The sequence below is a fragment of the Cohnella pontilimi genome (assembly GCF_005049045.1).
Taxonomy (GTDB): domain Bacteria; phylum Bacillota; class Bacilli; order Paenibacillales; family Paenibacillaceae; genus Cohnella; species Cohnella pontilimi.
The window spans coordinates 151109-176328 of the sequence record NZ_SUPK01000004.1 but is presented as its reverse complement, the minus strand read 5'-3'; the positions used below and the strand labels follow the sequence as shown (position 1 = coordinate 176328).

General features: G+C 52.4%; 25 protein-coding genes and 1 pseudogene. 23 read left to right on the top strand and 3 right to left on the bottom strand.

Annotated elements, in window-relative coordinates:
* The first annotated feature begins 166 nt into the window (after positions 1 to 166).
* The 12 genes and pseudogenes from E5161_RS09620 to E5161_RS21405 form a co-directional block, all read left to right on the top strand.
* Positions 167 to 1600, top strand: a complete 1434-nt coding sequence (locus E5161_RS09620; RefSeq protein WP_136777510.1) for a PTS mannitol transporter subunit IIBC — start codon at positions 167 to 169, stop codon at positions 1598 to 1600.
* Positions 1601 to 1696: 96 nt separating this feature from the next.
* Entirely contained in the window at positions 1697 to 3775 is a 2079-nt protein-coding gene (locus E5161_RS09615) for a BglG family transcription antiterminator (protein ID WP_169306656.1), read from the top strand.
* Positions 3776 to 3792: 17 nt separating this feature from the next.
* Positions 3793 to 4233, top strand: a complete 441-nt coding sequence (locus E5161_RS09610) for a PTS mannitol transporter subunit IIA (protein WP_136777508.1) — start codon at positions 3793 to 3795, stop codon at positions 4231 to 4233.
* Entirely contained in the window at positions 4230 to 5387 is a 1158-nt protein-coding gene (locus E5161_RS09605; RefSeq protein WP_136777507.1) for a mannitol-1-phosphate 5-dehydrogenase, read from the top strand. The genes E5161_RS09610 and E5161_RS09605 overlap by 4 nt, the downstream gene beginning before the upstream one ends.
* A 22-nt stretch (positions 5388 to 5409) precedes the next feature.
* Positions 5410 to 7146: a phosphoenolpyruvate--protein phosphotransferase gene (ptsP, locus tag E5161_RS09600; RefSeq protein WP_136777506.1), complete on the top strand. Its 1737-nt coding sequence runs from the start codon at positions 5410 to 5412 to the stop codon at positions 7144 to 7146.
* Positions 7143 to 7403: an HPr family phosphocarrier protein gene (locus E5161_RS09595; protein WP_136777505.1), complete on the top strand. Its 261-nt coding sequence runs from the start codon at positions 7143 to 7145 to the stop codon at positions 7401 to 7403. The genes ptsP and E5161_RS09595 overlap by 4 nt, the downstream gene beginning before the upstream one ends.
* Before the next feature lie 321 nt (positions 7404 to 7724).
* Positions 7725 to 8759: a LacI family DNA-binding transcriptional regulator gene (locus E5161_RS09590; RefSeq protein ID WP_136777504.1), complete on the top strand. Its 1035-nt coding sequence runs from the start codon at positions 7725 to 7727 to the stop codon at positions 8757 to 8759.
* Between the two features lie 136 nt (positions 8760 to 8895).
* Positions 8896 to 10191, top strand: a complete 1296-nt coding sequence (locus tag E5161_RS09585) for an ABC transporter substrate-binding protein (protein WP_246042168.1) — start codon at positions 8896 to 8898, stop codon at positions 10189 to 10191.
* A gap of 60 nt (positions 10192 to 10251) precedes the next feature.
* The gene (locus tag E5161_RS09580; RefSeq protein ID WP_136777503.1) at positions 10252 to 11136 is read left to right on the top strand and encodes a carbohydrate ABC transporter permease; all 885 of its coding nucleotides are present in this window, start codon (positions 10252 to 10254) and stop codon (positions 11134 to 11136) included.
* A gap of 13 nt (positions 11137 to 11149) precedes the next feature.
* Positions 11150 to 11980, top strand: a complete 831-nt coding sequence (locus tag E5161_RS09575) for a carbohydrate ABC transporter permease (RefSeq protein ID WP_211246721.1) — start codon at positions 11150 to 11152, stop codon at positions 11978 to 11980.
* A gap of 27 nt (positions 11981 to 12007) precedes the next feature.
* Positions 12008 to 13309, top strand: a complete 1302-nt coding sequence (melA, locus tag E5161_RS09570; protein ID WP_136777502.1) for an alpha-galactosidase — start codon at positions 12008 to 12010, stop codon at positions 13307 to 13309.
* 352 nt (positions 13310 to 13661) lie between these two features.
* A pseudogene (locus E5161_RS21405) lies at positions 13662 to 13757 on the top strand (phosphorothioated DNA-binding restriction endonuclease); the annotation flags it as partial.
* A gap of 126 nt (positions 13758 to 13883) precedes the next feature.
* Here E5161_RS21405 and E5161_RS09565 read toward each other — a convergent pair.
* Positions 13884 to 14204, bottom strand: coding sequence for a hypothetical protein (locus E5161_RS09565; protein WP_136777501.1), 321 nt, complete (start codon positions 14202 to 14204; stop codon positions 13884 to 13886).
* Positions 14197 to 14565, bottom strand: coding sequence for a hypothetical protein (locus E5161_RS09560; RefSeq protein ID WP_136777500.1), 369 nt, complete (start codon positions 14563 to 14565; stop codon positions 14197 to 14199). The genes E5161_RS09565 and E5161_RS09560 overlap by 8 nt, the downstream gene beginning before the upstream one ends.
* Before the next feature lie 321 nt (positions 14566 to 14886).
* On the opposite strand from E5161_RS09560, the gene E5161_RS09555 reads away from it, so the two are divergent.
* From E5161_RS09555 to E5161_RS09505, 11 genes are all read left to right on the top strand, one after another.
* Positions 14887 to 15459 carry a permease gene (locus E5161_RS09555; RefSeq protein ID WP_136777499.1) on the top strand — a complete coding sequence of 191 codons (573 nt, stop codon included), beginning with the start codon at positions 14887 to 14889 and terminating at the stop codon, positions 15457 to 15459.
* A 24-nt stretch (positions 15460 to 15483) separates the two neighbouring features.
* A complete protein-coding gene (locus tag E5161_RS09550; protein ID WP_136777498.1) occupies positions 15484 to 16203 on the top strand; it encodes an MBL fold metallo-hydrolase in 720 nt (239 codons plus the stop codon).
* A 19-nt stretch (positions 16204 to 16222) separates the two neighbouring features.
* On the top strand, positions 16223 to 16798 hold the full coding sequence (locus E5161_RS09545; protein WP_136777497.1) for a TetR/AcrR family transcriptional regulator: 576 nt from the start codon (positions 16223 to 16225) through the stop codon (positions 16796 to 16798).
* A 92-nt stretch (positions 16799 to 16890) separates the two neighbouring features.
* Complete coding sequence (locus E5161_RS09540; RefSeq protein WP_169306655.1) at positions 16891 to 17640, top strand: DeoR/GlpR family DNA-binding transcription regulator; 750 nt, start codon at positions 16891 to 16893, stop codon at positions 17638 to 17640.
* Between the two features lie 192 nt (positions 17641 to 17832).
* Positions 17833 to 19332, top strand: a complete 1500-nt coding sequence (locus tag E5161_RS09535) for an FGGY-family carbohydrate kinase (protein ID WP_136777495.1) — start codon at positions 17833 to 17835, stop codon at positions 19330 to 19332.
* Positions 19333 to 19346: 14 nt separating this feature from the next.
* Positions 19347 to 20129 carry an SDR family NAD(P)-dependent oxidoreductase gene (locus E5161_RS09530; protein WP_136777494.1) on the top strand — a complete coding sequence of 261 codons (783 nt, stop codon included), beginning with the start codon at positions 19347 to 19349 and terminating at the stop codon, positions 20127 to 20129.
* Positions 20126 to 20887 (top strand): HAD family hydrolase, encoded by a 762-nt coding sequence (locus E5161_RS09525; RefSeq protein ID WP_169306654.1) that lies wholly within the window; start codon positions 20126 to 20128, stop codon positions 20885 to 20887. Before E5161_RS09530 ends, E5161_RS09525 begins: the two co-directional genes overlap by 4 nt.
* Before the next feature lie 6 nt (positions 20888 to 20893).
* Positions 20894 to 21721, top strand: a complete 828-nt coding sequence (locus tag E5161_RS09520) for a carbohydrate ABC transporter permease (protein ID WP_136777492.1) — start codon at positions 20894 to 20896, stop codon at positions 21719 to 21721.
* Positions 21722 to 21734: 13 nt separating this feature from the next.
* Positions 21735 to 23048 carry an ABC transporter substrate-binding protein gene (locus E5161_RS09515; RefSeq protein WP_211246720.1) on the top strand — a complete coding sequence of 438 codons (1314 nt, stop codon included), beginning with the start codon at positions 21735 to 21737 and terminating at the stop codon, positions 23046 to 23048.
* A 42-nt stretch (positions 23049 to 23090) separates the two neighbouring features.
* Positions 23091 to 23963: a carbohydrate ABC transporter permease gene (locus E5161_RS09510; protein WP_136777491.1), complete on the top strand. Its 873-nt coding sequence runs from the start codon at positions 23091 to 23093 to the stop codon at positions 23961 to 23963.
* A 30-nt stretch (positions 23964 to 23993) separates the two neighbouring features.
* Positions 23994 to 24815: a BtpA/SgcQ family protein gene (locus tag E5161_RS09505; protein WP_136777490.1), complete on the top strand. Its 822-nt coding sequence runs from the start codon at positions 23994 to 23996 to the stop codon at positions 24813 to 24815.
* Positions 24816 to 24874: 59 nt separating this feature from the next.
* On the opposite strand, the gene E5161_RS09500 is transcribed toward E5161_RS09505, so the two are convergent.
* On the bottom strand, positions 24875 to 25054 hold the full coding sequence (locus E5161_RS09500; protein WP_136777489.1) for a response regulator transcription factor: 180 nt from the start codon (positions 25052 to 25054) through the stop codon (positions 24875 to 24877).
* Between the last annotated feature and the right edge of the window lie 166 nt (positions 25055 to 25220).

Sequence of the window (25220 nt, the reverse complement as noted above, 5' to 3'; positions counted from 1 at the left end):
ACCTCTTCCGAGTAACATCCTGTCAACAGCTTTCATGACGAAAGCTGTTTTTCCTTTCATTGATCTTGCAAACGCTTACGATTTATGATGAGAAAAGGAAAGCTGGTGCATCATATGTACCATTCCGGGTAAATGGGTAATATTAGAAGGAGGATGAGTTTCTCTTATGAGCGACATAACGAAACAGCAAGGCTCGCCTGACGGCGGAACCCGAGTGGCCATCCAACGGTTCGGCCGATTCTTAAGCGCCATGGTGATGCCGAATATCGGCGCTTTCATCGCGTGGGGCTTGATCACCGCATTGTTCATCGAGACCGGCTGGCTGCCGAACAAGAGCCTGGCAGAGCTTGTGGGTCCGATGATCCGGTTCTTGCTTCCGCTGCTGATCGGTTTCACGGGCGGTCATGCGATACACGGACACCGGGGCGGCGTCATCGGCGCCGTCGCGACGATGGGCGTGATCATCGGAACCGACATTCCGATGTTCCTCGGAGCGATGATCATGGGACCGCTCGCGGCCTGGATCCTGAAGAAGTTCGACCAATCGATCGAAGGCAAGGTCAAATCGGGCTTCGAGATGCTCGTCAACAACTTCTCGTCCGGCATTATCGGCGGCTTGCTTGCCGTGCTGGCTTACAAAGGGATCGGACCTGTCGTGGAAGCAATCAGCAAAGGGCTGGCCAACGGCGTCGATGCGCTCGTGAACGCCCACCTGCTGCCGCTGGTCAACATCCTGATTGAACCCGGCAAAATTTTGTTCCTTAACAATGCGATCAACCATGGCGTTCTCGGCCCGATCGGCGTGGAACAATCCGCTAAAGTCGGCCAGTCGATCATGTTCATGCTCGAGTCCAACCCGGGTCCGGGTCTCGGCATTCTGCTTGCTTACTGGCTTTTCGGACGTGGCACGGTGAAAAATTCGGCGCCGGGCGCCATCATCATTCATTTCTTCGGCGGGATTCATGAGATTTACTTCCCGTACGTGCTGATGAATCCCCGCCTTCTCCTGGCGGCAATTGCAGGCGGCATTGTCGGTACGGGCACTTTCGCGGCGTTAGGTGCCGGTTTGGTTGCGGCTCCTTCGCCGGGCAGTATCATCGCTTACATCGCCATGACGCCGAAAGGCGGGTTGTTCCCGGTTCTCCTGGGTGTCATCCTTGCGACGGCGGCTTCCTTCCTGGTCGCTTCGCTGCTCCTGAAAACTTCGCGTAAAAATCAGGCGGACGATCTGGAAACGGCAACGGCCAAAGTTCAGGAAATGAAAGCCCAGTCCAAAGGGCAAGCGGCTGCCGCTGCGGCTCCAGCTGTAACCAACACGGCGGCACGTGTGGACAAAATCGTGTTCGCTTGCGACGCCGGAATGGGGTCAAGTGCCATGGGAGCTTCCGTGCTGCGGAAGAAGCTGAAAACGGCCGGCAGCGACGTGACCGTGGTCAACACGGCGATCAACGATATTCCCGCGGACGCAGATATCGTCATCACCCAGAAAACGTTGACCGACCGGGCGAGAGACAAAGCTCCACAAGCTGAGCACATCTCGATCGACAATTTTATGAACAGCCCCGAATACGACGCGCTCGTGAAACGGTTAGGGAAATAATCGGCAAAGCAGCAAGGAAGCGTGACGCTGACGTATAAATTACGTCGGCGTTTCGCCCGTTTGTACGGTATGGATGGTGGAGAGGAGTCCGCGCGGATGAAAGTGTCGAACAGGCAGCGGCGCATATTAGAAGTGCTGCTCAGCCGGCAGGAGGAAGTGACCGCGGGCCGGCTCGCCGCGGAAGCCGGCGTAAGCGCCCGAACCGTTCACCGCGAGCTGCATGAGCTGGAGCCCGTCCTTGAGCAGCATGGGTTGTTCCTGGTGAAGAAATCGGGGGTCGGCATTTCCCTGCAAGGCAGCCCTTCGCTGCTGGCCCGGTTTCAGGAGGAGCTGCGCCGCTCGGAGACGGAAGCTTACTCGCCGGACGAGCGCAAAGTTCTCCTCCTGTGCCGGCTGCTCGAACAAGAGGAGCCCGCCAAGCTGTTCACCTTAGCCCGCGAGGTGCAGGCGGCGATCCCGACGGTCAGCCGCGATTTGGACGAATTGCATCCCGAGCTGGAGAGACACGGATTGGAGCTCGTCCGAAGAAGAGGCTACGGGGTGGAGATCGCCGGTCCGGAAACGGCCAAGCGGCGGTTTATCGTCTGGATGGCGGAAGAGTATTTGGACCACTCCGACTGGTTCGGCGCTCCCGCCGACAACTCCCTGCAATCGCCGGTAACCCGCCGGCTGCTCGATTTGGTCGGCAAGGATACGTTCCTGCAGATTGAGCAGGCGTTGTGGCAGCAAGCCGAGGAATGGGGCGCCAAGGTGGGTGAATCTGAGTACACCAAGCTGCTCATCCGATTGTCGGTGGTGATTACGCGAATCAAGCGGAAGCATGGACTGGATACCGCCGCCTCCGACAAAGACGACAATATTGGCGCGCGACAGACCATCGGGTCGAACATCAAGCTTTCCCGTTTCGCCGAAACGCTTGGACTCGAGCTGCCCGCCAAAGAAGCGGATTTCCTCCAAGCTATGTTCGACGAAGCGAGAGAAAGTGCGGCCGACGCGTCGACCGTCATTTTAGAGAAATACGGACTTCAACTCGCCGACCGGACCGTGACGTTCATCCGCTGCGTTCAGAATCGTATGGAAATTGAGCTCAGCAGAGACCGTTCCCTGCTGGACGGCCTGATCCGGCATCTAGGTCCGGCGCTCGACCGCATCCGGAGAGGTGAAACGATTCGGAACCCTTTACTGCAGCAAATTCGTAAAGATTACAGCGAGTTGTTCGACACGGTGCGGCGGTGCGCCGGCCGAGTCTGGCCGGAACTGTCCTTACCGGACGAAGAGATCGGGTATTTGACGATGCACTTCGGAGCGGCGGAAGAACGTTGGAAGCTGAGCCCCGGTAACGTGAAAGCCATTCTGGTATGCACGAGCGGAATCGGTTCCTCGAAGCTTCTGGCCGTGCGGATTTCCAAAGAAATTCCGCAAATCGACCTGATCGGCAATTACTCTTGGTACGAAGCTTCACGGGTACCGGACGACCAATACGATTTGATCATCAGCACGATCGATTTGCCCGTCGAGCCGGACCGCTACGTCAAGCTGAGCCCGCTGCTCACCCGAGAAGAGACGGAGAAGCTCCGCTCGCATATTCGGGAGATGACCGCCCATGCCGGGCCGGCGGCGGGGGAAGATCCCGCGAAAGACAACGGAGCCTGGAATCGGTTGAAGCGGATTTCCGCCTATGCCCCCATCGTGACGAGCCTGCTTGAAACTTTTCATGTATATGAGTTGAACAACGAGCCGCCCGAAAATGGGAACATGGAGCGAATGCTAAGTCGGATGCTGGACATGGTTCCTTCGAAATGGGATTCGGAGGACAAGGATTCGATCGTTAAGCAGTTAATCGAACGCGAACGCCAAGGCAGCCTGCTGATTCCGGATTCGGAGCTGGCCCTTTATCATACCCGCAGCGATTCGGTTCGCGAACCCGTGCTGGCGCTGTTCCGCCTCCGCTTTCCGCACCGGATGGTTTACGAGGCGGACGGCGCGTCGTTCGCCCGGCAAATTTTGCTCATGCTCGCCCCGAAGGAACTGAGTAAGCAGGCGCTGGAGGTGCTCAGCGAGATCAGCGGCATGCTGCTGTCGCCCGAGCTGATCCGGCTGCTGGAGGAACAGGACGAGGACCGCATACGGGTGTTCTTGTCGCATCATTTGGAAATTTATATAGAGAACAAATAGGAATGGAGAGATGCTATATGAGTATTTTGGCCAAAGAGAAAATCAGACTGGGTGTGCAGGTGAAGGACAAGTATGAAGCGATCCGGCTCGCGGGCCAGCTGCTCGTCGATGGCGGACATGTGCCTCCGGAATATGTGGATGCGATGATCGACCGGGAGAACACTTCTTCCACCTACCTCGGAGCCGGACTGGCGATGCCGCACGGCACGAACGAAGCCAAAGGGCTGATCCGCTCCACCGGCATGTCGATTCTCGTGTTGGCCGGCGACGGCGTGGATTTCGGCGGGGATGAACCGGCTCGTCTCGTGATCGGATTGGCGGCGCTCGGTGACGAGCACATGGAAGTGCTGGCGAGCGTGGCCGGACTCGTGTCGGAGGAAGCGGACATGCAGCGTATTCTGAACACGAAGTCGGAGGAAGAGCTGCTGCGGATGTTCGAAGAGGCGGTGGAGGCATGAAGAAAGCCGTCCATTTTGGCGGGGGGAACATTGGGCGAGGCTTCATCGGCCTGCTGCTGTCCCAAGCCGGATACCATGTTCAGTTCGTCGATGTGAACGAACAGTTGGTCGCGCTGCTGAACGAGCGGGGAGAATACCCGGTTCAGCTGGCGAGTGAAGAAGGCGAAACGACCATCGTGCGGGGCGTGTCCGCCATTAGCGGCAACGATAAGCAAGCCGTGGCGGATGCGGTTGCGGATGCCGATCTTGTGACGACAGCGGTGGGCGTGAACATTTTGAAATTCATTGCCGAAAATATCGCTGCGGGCATCCGGAAGCGGCTGTCATCGGGAGATGCGGCACCTCTTCACGTCATCGCCTGCGAGAACGCAATCGGAGGAAGCACGATTCTCAAGGGGCTTGTGCTCGAACATCTGCCGGCTGAGCTTCGGGAAGAAGCCGGGGAGAAGGTGGCGTTCCCCGACGCGGCGGTAGACCGGATTGTCCCGGTTCAGCAAAATGAAGACCCGCTCAAAGTGATCGTCGAACCGTTTTACGAGTGGGTGGTCGACCGTTCGGCCATGCTGCCGGGTTCGGAAGAGATTCCGGGCGTGCATTACGCCGATCAGCTGCAACCCTACATCGAGCGGAAGCTCTTTACCGTGAACACCGGGCATTGCACGGCGGCTTATCATGGATTTCTGAACGGGTTCGACACCATTCAGGAATCGATGAATGACAAGGCCGTGGTGACCGAAGTGAAGGGCGCGTTGGAAGAAACCGGTGCCGCGCTTTGTCGGCAATACGGATTTGATAAGCAGCAGCATCAAGCGTATATCTCGAAAATTTTGGATCGTTTCCGCAATCCTCACCTGACCGACGAAGTGGTGCGCGTAGGGCGGTCGCCGATTCGCAAAATTTCGCCCGACGACCGGCTGATCCGGCCCGCACGGATGGCTCATGAATTCGGCATGGACGTTCCGCATCTGACCAAATCGGTGGCGGCGGCGCTCTTGTTCGACTATTCGGAGGATCCGGAAGCGGTCGAGCTTCAGCAATCGCTGCAGCAGAGCGGTATCGGAGACACGGTGGCGAAGTATACCGGACTGGCGCAAGATCATCCGTTACACAAGCAAATTGTGGAGGCTTACGAGTCGCTCAAAGGTTTGAAGTGACGGGGAGAAAGGATGGGCTGCGATGAGAGAAATTTTTAAAGGAATCGGGGCTTCCCCCGGGCTTGCGATTGCATCGGCTTTCGTGTTGAAGCCCGAAGAAGAATATGTTCCCGCGGACAACCAGGTGATGGACCGGGAGGCGGAGGCGGAGCGTTTTCGCGTGGCCGTGTCGCGTGCCCAGGAAGATCTGGAGCGGATCCGCAAGTCGACTGAGGAAAAATTGGGTGCGGAAAAAGCCGAAATTTTCGAAGGGCATCTGCTCATCCTCGAAGATCCGGATTTAATAGATGCTGTTATCGAAAAGGTGCAGGAAAACGGTCAAAATGCTGAGTTTGCGCTGTATGAGACGGCTCAAACGTTCATCGAAATGTTGCAGCAAATGGACGATGAGCTGCTTCGCGAACGTGCGGTGGATATCAAGGACGTGAGCGGGCGGGTCATGCGACACCTGCGCGGCGTGGAGAGCTCGGATTTGTCGGCTATGCCGGATGAGTGTGTGCTGATTGCGGAGGATTTGACGCCTTCGGACACCGCTCAACTGGACCTCGGCAAAGTGCGCGGCTTCGTGACCGAGATCGGAAGCCGCACGTCGCATTCTGCCATCATGGCGCGGTCGCTCGACGTTCCGGCAATTGTCGGGGCTGGCGCTGGGCTGCGCGGGGTGGCGACCGGTACGCCGGTGGTCATGGACGCGGTCGAAGGCATCCTGCTCGTGGAACCGACGGACGAGGAGTTGGCCTTGTACGCGGAACGGAAGGCAGCTTACGATCAGCGCAAAGCAGAGCTCGCTTTGTGGGTTGGTCGTCCAAGCGCTTCGTCGGATGGGCATCGCGTCGAGCTTGCGGCCAATATCGGCAAGCTCGAGGATGTGCAGAAGGCTTTGGATAACGGTGCAGAAGGAATTGGTTTGTTCCGTACGGAATTCCTGTATATGGGGCGGAATGAACTTCCGACGGAGGAAGAGCAGTTCAACAGCTATAAGTATGTGTTGGAAAAAATGAACGGCAAACCCGTGGTGATTCGGACACTCGACATCGGCGGGGACAAGGAGCTGCCATATCTCGACTTGCCGCGTGAGGCGAACCCGTTCCTCGGCCAGCGAGCTTTGCGTCTTTGCCTGGATCGGCCGGATTTGTTCCGGACGCAGCTGCGGGCACTGTTGCGGGCCAGCCGTTACGGGAACTTGAAAATCATGTTCCCGATGATCGCCGTGCTGTCCGAGCTGCGGGAAGCCAAGCGCATTCTCGACGAAGAGAAGCAGAAGCTGATGGCGGAAGGCGTAGAAGTGTCGAACAGCATCGAAGTCGGCATGATGATCGAAGTACCGGCAGCCGCGGTGTCGGCGGATTTGTTCGCCAAGGAAGTGGACTTTTTCAGCATCGGTACGAACGATCTGATTCAATATACGATGGCCGCAGACCGCATGAACGAAACCGTATCTTACCTGTACCAGCCGACGAATCCTGCCATTTTGCGGCTCATCCGAATGGTCATCCAAGCCGGCCGCCGGGAAGGCAAATGGGTCGGCATGTGCGGCGAAATGGCCGGGGATCACACCGCCATCCCGATTTTGCTCGGCCTCGGTCTTCATGAATTCAGCATGAGCGCCGGCTCGATCCTTCCGGCCCGTGAACTCATCGGCCGTCTGTCCTACGACGAATGGACACGATTATCCGAACAAGTGATGGAGCTGCCGGATCAGGAGTCCATTCAGCAATTTGTAACGCAACATACGCAAGGAGGAGATACAAACGCATGATCACCCAAACCTTTAAAATCACCAACCCGACCGGCTTCCACGTCCGTCCGACCAAAACGTTCGTTCAAGCCGCCAGCCAGTATCCGTGCAAAATCACGGTCATCAACAAAGGCAAAAAGGTCAACGGCAAAAGCTCGCTGAGCATGCTCACACTTGGCATCGCCGCCCAGGACGAAGTCACGCTCGAGATCGACGGCGAACGCGAAGAAGAAGCGATGCAGGAGCTGGGCAAGCTGTTTACGGAAGTGCATGAATAAAAGAGACTGTTGACGCGGCTTGGGTGCCGCAAGCAGAGCCCGCATCTCCGGCATGGGAGGTGCGGGCTTTTAGGGCTTATTGCTATCTCTACCGAAGAGGCAAGGCGTACTATGAAAAAGTGAAAAACGCGATACTAGAGGAGCTTCAGAACATTTGTTGGCGCAAACAATAATGAATATTGCGCCAAAATTACAAAGCGGCCCACCGCAAATAAATATTGGATTAAAGCGGTTACAATAGAGGTGTTGACAATATTATGTAACAAGGTTAGTCTGTTCTTGGAAATGTTTGGCGCAAACATTTGGCAAGGAGAGATTTTTTTGGCTACCTTAAAAGATATTGCGGAGAAAGTCGGAGTATCGATTTCGACCGTCTCGCGAGTCATCAATAACGATACTTCGCGATCTGTCAGCGAAGAGACCAGAGATAAAATATGGGATGAGGCCAGAAAACTTGGCTATCAACCGAATGCTTGGGCTCAGAAGCTAGCCAAAGGATTAAAGAGCGAGCCGTCCCGAGCGGGCAAGGTCGGCTGCATTGTATCCGTTCCGCATGCCAAATTTTCGTATCCCTATTTTTCCGAAGTACTTAAAGGAATTGAACAAGGGCTCAATGAACGCCATGTTCATCTTTCGTTTGTCCATACCTTAGATGAGTTTCACGACCCGAAAATATTGCAAAACGTATTGGTCAAGGGTCAAGTGGACGGATTGATCGTACTCGGCGGCATTCCGCACGAAGTGTATCAATTGGTTAAAGCCAAAGTCCAAACATTGATCGGTATCGATGTGAACGATCACTCCGTCACCACCGTTCAAATCGACCGCTTTGAAGCGTCGAAAGCAGCCGTGAAGCATCTGATCACGAAGGGGCATACACGGATCGGATTCATCGGCGGGGTGGGATTGGCAAGGGACTTGAGCAAAGAGAAACGGTTCCGCGGCTATAAGTATGCCATGACCGAGGCGGGCTTGGACATCAACCCGGATTGGATTCTGGATGCCGATTGGCAAATCGAAACCAGCTATCAACTCATGACCGAACTCATTGCCGCCAATCGCGATCGCAACAATTTGCCAACGGCCATGTTTGTGGCAAGTGACGTCATGGCCATCGCCGCCATTCGGGCGGCATCCGAGCAAGGACTGCGAATTCCTCATGACCTAGCGATCTTCGGTTTTGATAACATTGATGTTTCGCAGTATACGGAACCATCCTTGTCAACCGTTCATATCCCGAAATTTGAAATCGGCCACACCGCTGCATCCATGCTCATCGACCGAATGGAAGGCAAGTATCCGAAGCCTATGAAGATTTTATTGCCTTTTGAGTTAATCCCAAGGCAGTCTTCCTAATAAATTCAACGACCAATCGTTTGAAAGCGCTTCGACAAGCGGCCGGGAAAGATCTGACCCGCTTTCTAGCACAGCAACAATAGCTGCCTCAATTTCTCTCCTGAGCAGCTAATAAATATAGGGAGGTTCATTCAAAATGGCGGGAAGAAAGTTCAAAAGCTTGAAGACCGCACTTCTGTTATCGCTTGCCCTGGTTTTCGTCTTCTCTATCGTGGCGTGCAGCTCGAAATCGGGTCAATCCTCCGGGGACGGACAGGTCACCCTGGTCATGTGGTCGCACAAGGACCCTGGCATCGATGAAGCGGATTCGCAATTGGTGGCCGATTTCCAGGCCGCTCATCCGGATATCAAGATCAAATTCGAATCCTACCCTTACGACGAATACGTACAAAAATTGAAAGCGTCGTTCAAAACGAGCGGAGGTCCGGATATTGCCGAGTTTTTCGGCACCTGGGTCGCGCAGTATGCCAAGAACGATTTATTGGAAGCCGTGCCAAACGGCAAAGACCTGATCGACAAATACTTTGAAGCGCCGATTGGCGGCTATGTGTACAACGGCAATGTGTACGGGCTTCCGCTCGAATATAACATTGAGAACAACGGAATGCTCGCCCACCCTCAAATGTTCAAGGATAAAGGGCTGAGCTACCCGCCGAAAACTTGGGATGAACTCGTATCCGCTGCGCAAAAGCTGACCGTGATGGATGGGAACAACTTGAAGGTCAGAGGCTTCGACTTCACCTCCTATGACAATGTGACGTACTTGTTCCTGGCTTTGATTTTGCAGCAAGGCGGAAATTATTGGGGCGGCGACGGCCATTTCAATTTCCAATCCCCTGAAGCCGAAAAAGCCATGAACGAATTGGTCAAATTGACCAAAGAGTATAAAGTCGCCGATTACAACCAAATGGGCGCGGAACTCGACGGCTCGGATTATTTCTACAAAGGCGAGTCCGCCATGACTTACCGGGGGCCGTGGACGATCCCCACGGGGAAAAACGTCTATAACGTCGACGATTTCGAATATGTGGCCGTTCCTTCGTTTACGAGCAATCCGCCTTCCTTCGCCGCGGAGTCCGGATGGGGCATTGTCGTCAATAAGCAAACGAAACATAAGGAAGCGGCTATGGAATTTTTGAAATTCGCTTCCCAACCGGACAACGTCATGAAATGGAACATTACGACCTTTACGGTACCTTCACTCAAGGCCGTAGCCGAGAACCCGAAATATTTGAAGCAGCTGCCGATGATGAAAGCTCCGCTCAGCCAATTGCAATACGGCAAATGGATCGGGCCGATCGGCGACCGGGATTTCATGTGGGATACGATCAACAACGAATTTCCGAAAATGGCTTCCGGAGAAGTATCGGTGAAAGACGGTTTGAAAAATCTCGAGGAAACGCTCAACAAGATGCTGGACGAACAAAAATAGCGCGATGTGTTTCCCCCTCCTTCGGGAGGGGGTTCCGTGGGTCCATGGAGGGGAGACCGATTGAGTCAACATACCAAAGAACTACGGTTCGTGATCTACTCGTTAACGCCGATTCTGCTGCTGTTTTTGGTGTTTTTGATCATTCCGATTTTTTGGGGCATCCAGCTTTCTTTTTTTCAATATGATCCGCTCGCCTCGAGTTCTCCGCTGATCTGGTTCGACAACTATGTCCGGATGTGGAAGGACCCAATTTTCGTCAAATCCTTCCTTAACACTTTCAAGTATGTGTTTATCGCCGTGCCCGCCAACATCGTCATCACTTTGGCTTTTGCGGGTATGATTTCCAGGGTTCGGAGCGCTAGGTGGAGAAACTTCTTCCGTACATGCTTCTTCCTGCCGGCGATTGCCCCGTTGTCCGCGTCCGCGCTGATCTGGTCGACCATGCTCCGCAGCGGCGGAGACGGGTTGTTCAACATGCTGCTTGACAAGATGGGCCAAGCCAAAGTCGGTTGGCTGACGGATGGAAACACGGCGATGATCTCCATCATCTTGATGACGCTGTGGGCGGACATCGCCTACAACATCATTATTTTCATGGCGGGTCTGGATGCCATACCGAAATTGTTTTACGAAGCCGCGGAAATCGACGGGGCGAACGCGTTTCAGAGATTCCGCCATATCACGCTGCCGCTGTTGCAAAGAACTACGCTGTTCGTCTTCACCATGACCGTCATTTCCTATTTTCAGATGTTCCCGCAATTCCAAATCATGACCAGGGGCGGGCCTAAAAATGAAACGCTCGTGATGGCACTCAACATTTACAACAATGCGTTCAGCTATTCCCGAATGGGATATGCGTCCGCGATGGCTACCGTTCTCTTGATCATCATCCTGGTCATTTCGCTCATCCAAATTCGTGTTGGCAGAACGCAATGGGAATATTGAGGAGGAGTTCCTCATGAACATTCGAACACGCTCATCTCAAATCTGGTACTTTTTGATGTTCGGCTTTTTGCTGCTCTCCTCTTTTATTATGCTTGTGCCCTACCTTTGGATGGTTCTATCGTCGCTGAAAGGCAATCTGGAGATTATCCGGTCTACGGATCTCCTGCCTCACAAGGTGACATTCGAGGGGTACAAGACGGTCTTTCAGGATGCTCCGTTCATGCATTGGCTATGGAACAGCATCGTGACTTCCACGGCCATCACCATCGTGACCGTTTTTACCAGCGCGCTGGCCGGCTATATTTTTGCCAAATTCCGATTCAGAGGAAAGCAAGTCTTATTCATCGTCATTCTTGCCACGATGATGATTCCGACGCAAATCTTGATGATCCCTTCTTATTTGATCATTTTCAAGCTCGGATTAATCAACAATTTGCTGGCCCTTATCATTCCGAGTTTGATCAGCGCGTTCGGAATCTTTCTGGCGCGGCAAGCCATTGACGAGCTGCCTTACGACTTGATGGAATCGGCCAGGATGGACGGAGCGGGAGAATTTTATACGTTCCTCCGGATCATCTTGCCGCTCGTCCGTCCCATGCTGTCCGCCTTGGCGATTTTCACGTTCATGGCCGCCTGGAACAATTACGTCTGGCCGCTGATCGTATTGAACGATACCGAAAAAATGACGCTGCCTCTTGCGCTCGTTTTCTTTAACGGGGCCCATGTGCGCAACTTCAACATCATCATGTCGGCGTCGGTGCTCGTCATGATTCCGGTGTTGGTCGTGTTCCTCATTTTCCAGAAGCAGTTTATCAAGGGTTTGTCCATGACGGGCTTTAAATAAAAACGACAAGGAAGAGGGGAGAAACCGATGACCAAGATTACGATTATTGGAGCGGGAAGTGCTTTTACGCAAGAGATCGTCGTAGATATCGCCAATCTGCCGGGCCTGGAAGAAGCAACGATCGGACTGGTGGATATCGACGAAAGACGCCTCTCCATCGCCAAACAAATCGTAGAGAAAATCATTCAGGTTACGAACAGAAAATGGAAGGTCATAGCCTCCACGGAACGGAAGGAGATTTTGCCAGGTTCCGATTTCGTGATCAATCAAATCGAAGTGGCCGGGTTGAAGACGGTCAAATACGAATATGAAATTCCGTTAAAATACGGCGTGAAGCAATGTATCGGGGATACGATGGGACCAGGCGGATTGTTCAAGACTTTAAGAACGCTGCCGTCATGGCTCGCCATTGTGCGGGATATTGAAGCCTATTGCCCGGACTGTATGATCCTCAATTATACGAATCCGATGTCCGCCGTTACCTTGGCGACGGTTCGGTCGACATCTATTCCGGTTGTCGGGCTGTGCCACTCCATTCAGAACACATCGAGGCAGCTTGCGAAATATTTGGCCGTTCCCTATGAGGAACTGTCCTGGGAAGCCGGGGGCATCAATCATATGTCCTGGTTCACGAAACTGGAACACCAAGGCCAAAATATGTATCCCGTTCTGAAAGAACGGATGAAGGATCCTCAGCTGCTGATGAAAGATCCGGTTCGGCTGGATGCCATGCAGTACCTGGGAGCCTTCGTTTCGGAATCCAGCGGTCATTTCTCCGAATATATTCCCTATTACCGTAAGCGGGATGACTTGATAGAGCGACATTGCGGCAAGGACTATAACGGCGGAACAGGGTTTTACGCGAACAATTGGCCCAGATGGCGGCAGGAAAATGACGAAGAAATTATGAGGAAGGTTACCGGCGAACAAGAAATCAGCCTGGAATCGAGCCATGAATACGCGGCTGTCATCATTGACGCGGTGGTGAATCAAACACCGAAAATCATTTACGGGAACGTCGCCAACACGGGGCTGATCGATAATTTGCCGAACAACGGCGTCGTGGAGGTCGCCTGCTTGGTTGATCGCAACGGCGTTAAACCGACACACTTTGGCCGATTGCCGGAACATCTCGCCGCGCTGTGCAAGTCCAATATGTCCTTCTTCGACATGACGGTGCAAGCCGTACTGGAACGGGATATGGAAAAAGCGATGCATGCGCTGATGATCGACCCGCTGACCGCAGCGGTTTGTTCACTCGCAGAGATCAAGGCGATGTTCGAAGAGCTTTACACAGCGGAAAAAGAGTATATCACCTGCTTTGGGTGAGGGAAGAAATTCAGCCTGGCTCCGGTCTAAGCCTTCACCTTGACCGGAGCTTTTTCAAGACATTTGCTGACTGTACAGGTCTGCAACTACATTTTGCCAATTTACAGCGACAATCTGGTCTTAGATTTTCACCTAACGATATTTTGACAAATTGGAGAGCTGTTTTCCGGTGGAAGACCTTTGTGGGAGCGCTGCAATTTGACAAAATAGCGTTGCAAACATCGCAAAACGAAAAGGCATGTCTGCAATTTTGCGAAATGCATTTACACGTATTTCAGCGTTTCTGTAGCTGTCTTTTTGTGAAAACGAAACACTTTCCCAACAAAACTGCCCGCATCTCCTAATGGAGGTGGCTTACGAATACAGTTGTGCGGTCTGCGGATTCAACGCGCTATGTTCCCTTCATCATAAACTGTTTGACCGCGGCGTGTTCACCATATCGCCGGGCTAAGAGCTGCTGGTTTCCGAAAATGCCTATGGAACGAGGTATGTAAAGCAAAAGGAGCCTTCATCGGCTCCTCTTTATTGGGGTCTAAGTATTTACTCAGATTTTATTGCTAGGAAGCTAAAATACTTAGATTACTTTTCCTGTCTGTTTTTTGTATAGTTCCTTATATGCTCGAATCACTTCGCGAATACGCTGTACATCTATATCCTGAGTTTCGGAAATGCTTAAAACAATTTTTTCCTCCAATGTGGAAAGCTTTGACTCATTATTTTTATTATCTTCCAAGTCAAAATTAGAAGCCTCATCAATAGCTTGTTCGTTCTCCATCTTCTCATGGAACTTCTCTAGGACATCATATTGTTGTTCAGTAAGCCCTGTGTGCGAGATGTCATCGGTGACTTTAATCCTTATATTTCTGCCGGCTCTAGGTCGTTTTTGCTCACTCATCTTGAATCAACTCCTTTTCCCTGTAGTAATAACGCATATCCGCTTCGCTTATGTTAGTGATGACTGTAATAACTTGAAACTGGCCACTCTCATACAATCTTCCAATTATCTTAAGTACCCGGCCTTCGGTTGTTTCACAGAATACATCGAAGCAATCTCCATCCAACTTAACACCGGGAGGCAACTCTGGGTCTCCGTGTGTGTTCTTTCTAACCACCCAGGTTGGATCGTCTAAGGCGTCTTCAATATCGGCTTGATAAACTCCTCGTTGTTGAATTAATCTTGCCATCTTGTCGCGTTTAATAAAAAACTCCCTATACCTGTCTTCAAAGTAACTGTTCCAGTTGCTGCGGTCAATCACAACAAAGTTCCTCCCGCACACTTAGTTTACCAACTTACACCATTATCTCATACTCAACTATTATATACTTCAAGTGATAATTTGGACGCAATTAACAATCATCTTGGTTTAATAATGATTTATAAAAAGACAACAACCAAAAATAGGATTGACAAAAACTAATATCGTTAGCTAATATAAAACTAACGATATTAGTTTAAAGAGGAGCGAGTGAAAATGAACTTCATTTTGTTTGTGGCACTTTTCATGGGGTTATGCGGTTGGTTGGATGCTCGGATAGGTAAAAGCGAATCGGTTCAATCCGGAAAGGAGGCGATGTAAATGTTCGCAGGACATTTTGGAGTGGCTGCAGCGGTTAAGGCAAAGAGGCAGGAGGTTCCGCTCTGGGCTTTGATGGGGGCGACTCAGTTGCTTGATATCGTGTTCGTGCCGATGCTGCTGAGCGGGGCAGAAACGATCGATTCGTCGGAAGGTGTAGGGTATGGCAAAGCAATCATTCACGCTGACTTTACGCATTCAATTGTCGGGGCGCTGGTGCTGGCTGTTCTTGCCGGTTTGCTGGCCTGGAAGGCATGGGGGAAGCGGAGCGGCGTAACCATCGGTGCGGTCGTGTTCAGCCACTGGCTGCTGGATTTGCTCGTGCATCGGCCGGATCTGCCGGTCTTGCCGGGTAATGTCGGTGACCTGCCGCTCATGGGATTCGGTTTGTGGAAGATTCCGGCGGCGAGCGCTGCGGTGGAGTTGCTGCTGGTGGTCGTAGGCATGGTCATGTACGGGTTATCCCTTCGGCTCAGGGGCGCACACCTGGCTAACAAGTCAAAGGTATGGACGGCCGGCATTGTGATGGGCATTTTGCTGGGGTTATCGCTGCTTACGGACGTGTTCGGGATATAATCGGAGAGAGGGAGAGGAACGGAAATGCGCACGATTCAAAAAGGACAGGTTTATCAGCTGACGTTCATACCGCGGATGTTTCCGGTGAATTGTTATATCGTCGAGGAGGACGACGGCTTGACGCTGATCGATGCCGCGCTTCCTTACAGTGCACAAGGAATCTTACAAGCGGCGCGTAAAATCGGCAAGCCGATCACGCGAATCGTACTTACACATGCTCATGACGACCATGTAGGTGCATTGGATAAGTTGAAAGCCGCGCTTCCTGAAGCAAAGGTATATATCTCGCGCCGCGATTCCCGCCTGTTGGCGGGAGACAAGTCGCTAGATCCGGGAGAGCCGGATACGCCGATTCGCGGTGCGGTGCCGGCCAAGTTGAAAACGAAACAGGCAGATCAGTTACTTGAAGATGGTGACCGCGTCGGTTCGTTACTTGCCGTGACGGCGCCGGGTCATACCCCCGGATTGATGGCATTTTACGATACCCGCAGCGGGACACTCATCGCAGGAGACGCATTCCAAACACGCGGCGGAATCGCCGTGGCAGGGAAGGTGAAGCCATGGTTTCCGTTTCCTGCATTCGGAACCTGGGATAAGGCCACGGCTTTGGCGAGCGCGAAGAAGCTAAGGGATCTGAGCCCCACCTTACTGGCGGTCGGACATGGTAAAATGATCGAAAAACCCGCTCAAGCGATGGACCGGGCGATACAGGAAGCTGAACAAAGCTTAGCCGCAAATCGCTGATTCGAGAGGAGTTCACCCTATCATGCCAAGAGCTGGTTTAGATACACAGACTGTTCTCACAGCCGCAGCAGAAATCGCCGACACCAAGGGAGTGGAGGAACTGACCCTTGCCACTTTGGCGCAGAAGCTCGGGGTCCGCTCACCTTCCCTATATAATCATGTCCACGGCTTGCCTGGTTTGCGAAATAAACTGGTTATCTACGGAATGAACCAAATGAGAGAGGCCATGGCCAGAGCCGCCATCGGCAAGTCCAAAGATGAAGCCGTTCGCGCCATTGCTGAAGCGTACCTCGAATTTGTTCGCCGTCATCCCGGCGTGTATGAAGCGACCAACCGGTATCCGGATATGAACGATCCGGCCGTTCAGAAGGCTGCAGGCGAAGTGGTCGAAGTGGTTATCCAAGTACTGCAAGCCTACGGGCTCAAGGATGATACAGCGATTCATATCGTCCGCGGATTCCGCAGCATGCTGCACGGCTTCGCTTCGATCGAGCAGCAGGGCGGCTTCGGCATCCCTCTGGATCTCAATGAAAGCTTCCGGATGCTGGTGGACACTCTTCTGGCCGGAATCCATGCGCTTCACGAGGTAAAATAAACTTAACCTCCCTTTTGTTATATATTTTCGATCAAATAGTGATCATTTGATCAATATGTGATACATTAATAATCATGAAGGGAGGTCATGTTTTGAATAAGGGAAGGGAAAAGCATATTATTGAAATGCTGCATGAGCAATCCTCCTTATCTGTTGAACAGCTTGCCGAACATTTTCGGATTGCAGAAGTGACGGTGCGAAGAGACTTGGCGGAGATGGAACGGAAGGGTTTAATTATACGCAAGCGGGGTTGGATTTCGCTGCCCGGACTTGCCATTGAACCATTGTTTAATCAGCGGATGAAGCAGAACGCCGAACTCAAACGTAAAATCGCCGCCTATGCCGCCGATCAGGTCTGCGAGGGCGAGGTTATCGCTTTAGACGTGGGAACCACGATAGCCGAACTGGCGAAAGAGCTCCTGCGGAAGAAGAATGTCACGGTATTTACTTGCTCCTTTCAAGCAGCGAGTATTCTGTCGCAAAGCAACTTAAACGTCTACTTAGTCGGTGGCAATTTGCGAAAAACGGAAATGTCTTTGGTGGGATCCATCACGCGGGATACGATTTCCAAGTTTCACTTCGACCGGTTCTTTATGGGTGTCGCCGGGATATCGAAAGATCACGGGCCGACGGATTTTAGCTTGGATGAAGCGGAAGTCAAGAGGGCATTCGTGGAACGATCCAGGCATGTCACGGCCTTGGCGGATCAAACGAAGATAGGTGATACCTCGCTTGTGAAGATATGTGAATTCCATGAGATCGATGAGATCGTCACCAATGAAGAAACTGATAAGACACTCATTGAGCAGATTCCCTTCCATGGCAAATGGGTGTTGGTATAGGAGAGAAGAGACAGCGCGGCTGTCTCTTTTTTTTAGTGTAAAATGATCACTTAATGATCGTTTGTAGATAAATTTGAGATCGTTAATGATTTTTTATTGACCAGATATAAATTGCTGTGATATATTCAGACCACAAATCGCATATATATTTCAGGGATTGAACGAAAGGGTTCATCCAGGGGAGGAACCAAGATGTCCCGCTACGCACTAGGGATCGATATCGGCACGACTTCCGTGAAAGCGCTTCTTATCAGTCAAGAAGGCCAAATTGTTTATGAGGCGAATGCACCCCATGATCTCCACTCGGAGAAAATCGGCTGGGCTGAAGAGAATGCAGAACAGTGGTGGGCCAATACGGTTCTCGTCGTCCGCAAAATCCTCTCAGAGGTGCCTGAGGCCGCTTCGCGTATTGCGTCAATCGGTGTGAGCGGAATGGTACCGGCCATAGTGATGCTGGATCGGCAAGGGTTGCCGCTGCGCCGTTCCATCCAACAAAACGATGCCAGAGCGACGGACGAAATAGAGTTCTTGAAATCGAGACTGGATCAGCAGCAACTATACGAACTCACCGGCGGCTTCACCAATCAGCAGCACGTTCTGCCCCGGTTGTTATGGGTGAAGGCCAACGAACCGGAAATTTGGCGCAAAACCGAGACGGTTCTTGGATCCTACGACTACATCACCTATCTGTTAACGGATCAATTGTCCATTGAGGTCAACTGGGCAGTCGAGAGTGGATTATACGACATCCGCCAAGGAGTCTGGCTCAGCGACCAATTGACCGGATTTGGAATTCAGCCTTCGATTTTTCCTCAAGTTCATGCTTCTTCCGAAATTGTCGGTCAGATATCCCTGTCCGCTTCACAGATTACCGGTCTTCCCCCAGGCATACCCGTCATTGCGGGAAGTGCGGATCATGTCGCATCCACCCTCGCGGCAGGCATCGTAGAGGAAGGGGACCTTCTGATCAAATTCGGAGGAGCCGGAGATATCCTCTACTGCACCAACCAAATCGTCACCACACCGGAATTATTTTTTGACTATCATGTCGTGCCTGACCGATACCTGCTCAATGGCTGCATGGCGGCCAGCGGATCTCTGGTCAAATGGTTTATCAAAGATATTTTGCGCGAGTATTCGGATGAAATCTTCCAGGAGCTGGATGCGGCGGCGATGCAAGTGAAGCCGGGATCCGACGGATTAATCATTCTACCGTACTTTCTGGGCGAGAAGACGCCGATCTTCGATCCCCAAGCCAGAGGAGTCATGTTCGGACTTACGTTGACGCACGGCCGCGGACACATCTTCCGGGCCATTCTAGAAGCCGTAATCTACGGTTTCCGTCACCATATCGAAGTACTGGATTCACTCGGCTATCGTCCGAAGAAGATTTACGCCACCAATGGCGGGGCCAAGAGCAAGTTTTGGTGTCAGATTGCGGCAGACGTCCTGAAAACCGACATTCGTTCCTTCCCCTCCCATCCGGGCTCCGCATTGGGGGTCGCTTTTGTCGCCGGTAAAACCGCCGGTCTGTTCACCGATTGGAACGAAATCCACCAATTCTTGAACGATTACCGAGATTTCACTCCAATTCCGTCCCATTCGGACGTTTACGATAAAAGTTATCAAATTTATCGGGACTTGTATCCGCAATTGCAGCCATCTTTTGCAGCCGTTCAACAACTCTACTAAGGGGGACAACAAGAATGTCATGGCCTTTGCAGCAGAAAATCGCCTTGGTAACGGGCGGCGGAGCCGGGATCGGACAGAGCATCGCCCGCAAACTCGCCTCTATGGGGGCAACGGTAGTCGTCACGGATATGCGCTTAGAAGCGGCGGATCAAACGAAAGCGCAGTTGACTGCCCAGTCGCCGGCACACGGAGCCAAGAAACTCAATGTGACGGATCGGGAAGAAGTCGTTCGCGTTTTTCAAGAAGTGGTGGACGAATACGGCGCAATCGATATTTTGATCAACAACGCCGGCGTATCTACGATGAACACGATTGAGAACCTCACGGAGAAAGAATGGGATTTCAATTTTGATGTGAACATCAAAGGAGTGTTTAACTGCACGCAGGCGGTCATTCCTCATATGAGGAAGCAAGGGGGCGGAAAAATCGTCAATACCGCGTCGATGGCAGCCAAGAGAGCGGCTCCTCTGCTTGCGCACTATACGGCGTCCAAATTTGCCGTGCTCGGCTTTACGCAAAGCGCTGCAATCGAGCTTGCGCCTCTAAACATCACCGTCAACTGCGTGTGCCCGGGTTTTGTCAAGACCAGCATGCAGGATAGGGAGCTGGAATGGGAAGCCGGATTGCGCAATATGACGCCCGAGCAAGTGAAAGCGGAATATATTACGAAAACGCCGCTCGCCCGGCTCTGCACGCCCGATGACGTCGCGAAGGCAGTCGGCTTTCTCGCATCGCCGGAGGCGGACTTCATCACGGGCGAGGCGTTGGACATTACCGGCGGAGCGCACATGATGTGACGAAAGTGCGGGCTGGCAAGGGAATCTTCGACGTTGACGCCGTTGTGTTCGACAAAGATGGGCTGCTGTTCGACTCTCAGTATTTTTGGAAAGCGCTCGCACAGATTCGCGTGGATACACTGCGCGAGATTGACGGGTTTCCCATCGATAAGTGGTGCAGCTTGTTCGGAGTCGAGCGTGAGAACGGCGAGATCCTCAGCATTCATCCAAGCGGAATATTTGCCATCGCCTCTCCGCAGGAGGAAGCCGTTGTGACCGCATCGCTGCTTCATGAGGCGACAGGCGACGAGTGGGGGCGCTGCAGAAGGCGGGCAGTCGAGGCATTCGAGGAGTCGGACAAGAGGTTCGACGTGCGCCGGGCGCTACTTCCGAAACCCGGGTTTCCGAGAATATTCCGCGAACTGAGAGACGTCGGCATTCCTTACGGAGTTGCCACATCGGATGACGCCGAGAGAACACGCGTCTCCGTGGATCAGTTCGACGAAGCGGATTCACTGCGTTTCATCGTCACGCCGGTGGAGGTGAAGCGAGGCAAGCCGAATCCGGATATGCTCCTTCTCATCTCGGAGATGCTGGGCATCCCCTGCAACAGGATGATGATGATCGGCGATTCTTATGTCGATGTCCAAATGGCCCAGTCGGCGGGATGCATCGGTATAGGGATTCCGGACGACGCCGCAATGAAAGACAAGATGATGGAGTATGACTGCACCATTCTTGAATCTCTGGAGGAACTTGAAGTCATGCGCGGGAGGTGACAGCCAATGAATGCAAGCTTATCCGATAAGCTGCTGAACCGATTGACCTATGTCTTTCTCATCGGGGTTTCTCTCATTTTTCTATTGCCGATTTTGTGGATTCTCCGAACCTCTTTCACCACCAAGGCCGTGGCTTATCAAATCCCGCCCAAGTGGTTCGTGACGCCGACGCTGGATAACTATCGCGCGATATTCTCCAATAATCCGTTCGGAAAGTATTTTCTGAACAGCATGGTGATCTCTCTTGTATCGACACTGATCGCTGTATTTCTGGGAGCGATGGCGGCGTACTGGATTGCCCGCAGCTCGAAGGGAGGCAACTTCCTCCGGATCGCCGTTCTGGTTACGCAGATGCTTCCTCCAATCGTCATGGTCATTCCCATTTTCCTGATGGTCAAGAGCCTGGGGATGCTCGATAAGTGGGAGACGCTGATCATCACCTACCTATCGTTCAATTTACCGTATATGATCTGGCTCTTGATCGGCTTCTTCGAAACGATTCCCAAGGATTTGGACGAGGCATGCGAAATGGATGGGTGCACGAAAATGCGGGCCTTTACCAAAGTTGTGCTTCCACTCGCCGCTCCGGGCATTATGGCGGCCGGCATTCTGAGTTTTCTTCTCGCATGGAATGAATTCTTGTTTGCACTGGTTTTGACGGGTACGGGATCCAGGACGCTTCCGGTGGCGATCGCCAACATGGAAACGCAGCAAGGCGTCATGATCGCCGAGCTGTGCGCCTCGACGGTGATTATCATCCTTCCGGTCGTGATTCTGTCTCTATTCATACAAAAGTACCTGGTAAACGGTATGACGACGGGTTCAATCAAATAGGGGGAATTGTCGGATGAAAAAGCATTGGCTGATTGGCATCGTAACAGTATTGATTTTATCGCTGGTCACGGCTTGCGGTTCCAGCAAGGGAGACGGCGGGGACAAGTCCGCTGCCGCCGGCCCGGCAGGCGGCACCAAGAAAGAGCTGAACATTCTGATGGAGACCGTTCCGGATACGGAAATGGTACAGAAAGTGACCGAGAAGTTCACCCAGGAGACGGGCATCAAAGTGAACATCGAAGCGGTCAACTATTCTTCGATGCACGAGAAGCTTGTGCCGCAGCTCCTCGGAGCTACCAGCAACTACGATCTCATTGTCGTAGACAACTACTGGGTGGGCGAATTCACGGACGCAGGTTGGCTTGAACTGCTGGATTCGTTCATTCAGAGGGATAAGTTCGACACCAGCGTGTACCTGAAATCGATGTTCGACATGGTCGGCCAGGTGAAAGGAACCACCTACATGCTTCCTTTCTACAACTATGCGATGGCTCTGGTGTATCGCAAGGATGTGTTCGATGATCCCGATCTGAAGAGCAAGTACCAGGCGGAGACGGGTAGAGAGCTGAAAATTCCCGACACCCTGGAGGAGTATGTCAACATCAGCAAATTCATCACGAAGCAGAAGGGCGGATCCATGTACGGCTCCGTGATGATGGGCTTGCGCCCGGACCCGATCAGCGTCGAATGGCTGAACTACTTGTACAGCTCTGGCGGCGACTTCTATAACACCGACGGTTCGCTGAGAATCAATGACGACAAGGCGGTTAAAGCGCTCGAGTTGTATGTCGACAACATGAAGAACGCCGCTCCTAAGGGGGCCGCAGGTTTCGGATTCGATGAGGCGTTTAACGTATTTGCCCAAGGCAATGCCGCATCCTTCATCACCTATAACTGGATGCTGCCGAAGCTGCAAAATGCAAGCGAATCCAAAGTCGCCGGCAAAGTCGATATCGCCAACGTACCGGGTGGATCCTCGCTGAACGGAGGCTGGGGCTGGGCGATTCCGAAGAACGCCGAGGACAAAGAAGCTTCCTGGCAGTATCTCAAATGGATCGAATCTTTCAACAGCGCCAAGGAGCGCGCTTTGTTAGGCGGATCTCCGACGCGCAGAGATGTCCTGGCGGACAGCGATGTGGTGGGCGTATTCCCGCACTACGTCAAGGTTCAATACATTTTGGAGTCTTCGAAAATGATTCCGATCATCCCGCAAGCGCCGCAATTGATTGAGATTCTGGGTCGTGAGCTGTCGGAAGCCGTGTCCGGCGGGAAATCTCCGAAGGCCGCTTTGGATACGGTGGCCAAAGAAGTCGCAGCGTTGAAGTAATCGGCATTCATTCATTCTGTTCAGAGAGGGGGTGGTCGGCCGATGTTCACGGAGAAAAGAAAGTCATTCCTTATCTTCTTCATTCCATCGATGATCGTCCTGGCGGCAACAGTTCTGTATCCGCTCATCTATGCCCTTATCATGAGCTTCACGGATTCGTCCCTGAAACGCAAAGGGCTTGGCAACTTTATCGGACTGGATAACTATACGCGGATCTTTCACGATACACATTTCCTAGGATCCGTATGGACGACTGTTGTCTTTACTGTGCTGGTCGTCACGCTTGAGTTTGCGTTCGGTTTTATTGTCGCTCTGATGCTTAACCGGATCCGGTTCGGGAAAAAAATATTTTTTACGATTATCATCGTCCCGATGCTCATCACACCGGTTGCCGTCGGCCTCATCTGGAGACTGCTTCTTCACCCCGATCTGGGCATTGTCAATTACATGCTGAGTCTGATCGGGATTGAAGGAAACGCCTGGCTGGGTGACGCCAAGCTGGCCATGTTCAGTGTGGTCATGATTGATATATGGCATCAGGTTCCCTTCATGATTTTGCTGCTGCTCGCCGGTCTGGTGTCCATGCCCAGCGAACCGTACGAGGCGGCTAAAATCGACGGAGCCGGCCGGCTTCAGACATTTTGGATGGTAACGGTTCCGCTCATGAAAGAGACGATTATTGTCGCCATCCTGTTCCGGGCCATCACCGCCATTAAAACTTACGATCTCATCTTTGTTCTCACCAAAGGCGGCCCCGGCACAACGACCGAAGTGATCAGCTACCACATTTATAAGCAGGCCTATACCTTCCTGGATACGGGGTATGCCTCCGCGATGTCGTATTTGCTGCTGCTCGTCATTTTCGTGCTAAGTATCGTGTTTATGAAAGTGAGCAGAAGTCAACCGCAAGCCTAATCAGACTATACACAAATGGAGTGAGAGAGAATGACCTGGTTAAAAGACGTCATCGGTACGGAGAAAGCCATCATTGCCATGTGTCATTTGTTGCCCCTTCCCGGAGATCCTTCGTATGACCACGCCAAAGGCATGGATTATGTGATCGAGATGGCCCGAAAGGATTTTCTCGCCCTTCAAGAAGGCGGCGTCGACGCGGTCATGTTCTCCAATGAATTCAGCCTGCCGTATTTGACGGATGTCAAAACAGAGACGGTCGCGGCCATGGCCCGGATTATTGGCGAGCTGATGCCCCTGATCAAGATTCCGTTCGGTGTGAACGTACTGTGGGACGCGAAGAAATCGCTCGATCTTGCCGCTGCGACAGGCGCCAAATTCGTACGTGAAATCTTCACCGGAGTATACGCAAGCGATTTCGGCCTCTGGAACACGAATGTCGGCGAAACGATCCGGCACCAGCACCGCATTGGAGCAAGCAATGTGAAGCTGCTGTTCAACATCGTGCCTGAGGCGGCGAAGTATGTAGCGGACCGCGAAATTGAGAGCGTCGTGAAGTCCACGGTATTCAACAACCGGCCGGATGCGCTGTGTGTGTCCGGATTGACGGCGGGCGCAGAAACGAACGACGAAATTCTGCACCGTGTGAAGAAGATGGCCGGGAACACGGTGGTGCTGGCGAACACGGGGATTCGGCTCGAAAATGTCGAACGCCAGCTGTCCATTGCCGACGGAGCCGTCGTGGGTACGACCTTCAAATACGACGGAGTGTTCGAAAATCATGTGGATGTGCAGCGAGTGAAGGCCTTGATGGCTAAAGTAAAGGCATTCCGTGGGGATAAAATCAGCGTGTAAGATAAGGCAAAAAACCGTTCTGAGGAGAATCCTCGGGGCGGTTTTTTTATCGGGTTGTTCTATTGTGCCATACGAAACTTCTTCACATCCGAAGCCCGATTCTCCACGTTGAGCTTCGAGTAGATGCTGGATATGTAGTTTCGCACAGAGCCTTCTGAGAGGAACAGCTTGGCGGCGATTTCGCAATTTTTGAGCCCGTCTGCCAGGAATTGCAAAATTTCTAGCTCCCGCTCCGAAATGCGGGCGTGAAGAAAGAGAGCAAAATTTGCACTAGGATCTCGCTAAGATTATGCTCATAGAACTCTGACTGCGCTCCTTCTTTAATGCTTTTTTGTCAAAAAGGTTATGTTACAGATATCAGTTGATGATAAATCTACCTATTGTTTTTTCCTATTAATGAAATAT

Coding starts and splice junctions, on each gene's coding strand:
- E5161_RS09620 (WP_136777510.1), top strand. CDS start 167: ATGAGCGACATAACGAAACAGCAAGGCTCGCCTGACGGCGGAACCCGA.
- E5161_RS09615 (WP_169306656.1), top strand. CDS start 1,697: ATGAAAGTGTCGAACAGGCAGCGGCGCATATTAGAAGTGCTGCTCAGC.
- E5161_RS09610 (WP_136777508.1), top strand. CDS start 3,793: ATGAGTATTTTGGCCAAAGAGAAAATCAGACTGGGTGTGCAGGTGAAG.
- E5161_RS09605 (WP_136777507.1), top strand. CDS start 4,230: ATGAAGAAAGCCGTCCATTTTGGCGGGGGGAACATTGGGCGAGGCTTC.
- ptsP (WP_136777506.1), top strand. CDS start 5,410: ATGAGAGAAATTTTTAAAGGAATCGGGGCTTCCCCCGGGCTTGCGATT.
- E5161_RS09595 (WP_136777505.1), top strand. CDS start 7,143: ATGATCACCCAAACCTTTAAAATCACCAACCCGACCGGCTTCCACGTC.
- E5161_RS09585 (WP_246042168.1), top strand. CDS start 8,896: ATGGCGGGAAGAAAGTTCAAAAGCTTGAAGACCGCACTTCTGTTATCG.
- E5161_RS09575 (WP_211246721.1), top strand. CDS start 11,150: ATGAACATTCGAACACGCTCATCTCAAATCTGGTACTTTTTGATGTTC.
- melA (WP_136777502.1), top strand. CDS start 12,008: ATGACCAAGATTACGATTATTGGAGCGGGAAGTGCTTTTACGCAAGAG.
- E5161_RS09565 (WP_136777501.1), bottom strand. CDS start 14,204: ATGAGTGAGCAAAAACGACCTAGAGCCGGCAGAAATATAAGGATTAAA.
- E5161_RS09555 (WP_136777499.1), top strand. CDS start 14,887: ATGTTCGCAGGACATTTTGGAGTGGCTGCAGCGGTTAAGGCAAAGAGG.
- E5161_RS09550 (WP_136777498.1), top strand. CDS start 15,484: ATGCGCACGATTCAAAAAGGACAGGTTTATCAGCTGACGTTCATACCG.
- E5161_RS09535 (WP_136777495.1), top strand. CDS start 17,833: ATGTCCCGCTACGCACTAGGGATCGATATCGGCACGACTTCCGTGAAA.
- E5161_RS09530 (WP_136777494.1), top strand. CDS start 19,347: ATGTCATGGCCTTTGCAGCAGAAAATCGCCTTGGTAACGGGCGGCGGA.
- E5161_RS09520 (WP_136777492.1), top strand. CDS start 20,894: ATGAATGCAAGCTTATCCGATAAGCTGCTGAACCGATTGACCTATGTC.
- E5161_RS09515 (WP_211246720.1), top strand. CDS start 21,735: ATGAAAAAGCATTGGCTGATTGGCATCGTAACAGTATTGATTTTATCG.
- E5161_RS09510 (WP_136777491.1), top strand. CDS start 23,091: ATGTTCACGGAGAAAAGAAAGTCATTCCTTATCTTCTTCATTCCATCG.
- E5161_RS09505 (WP_136777490.1), top strand. CDS start 23,994: ATGACCTGGTTAAAAGACGTCATCGGTACGGAGAAAGCCATCATTGCC.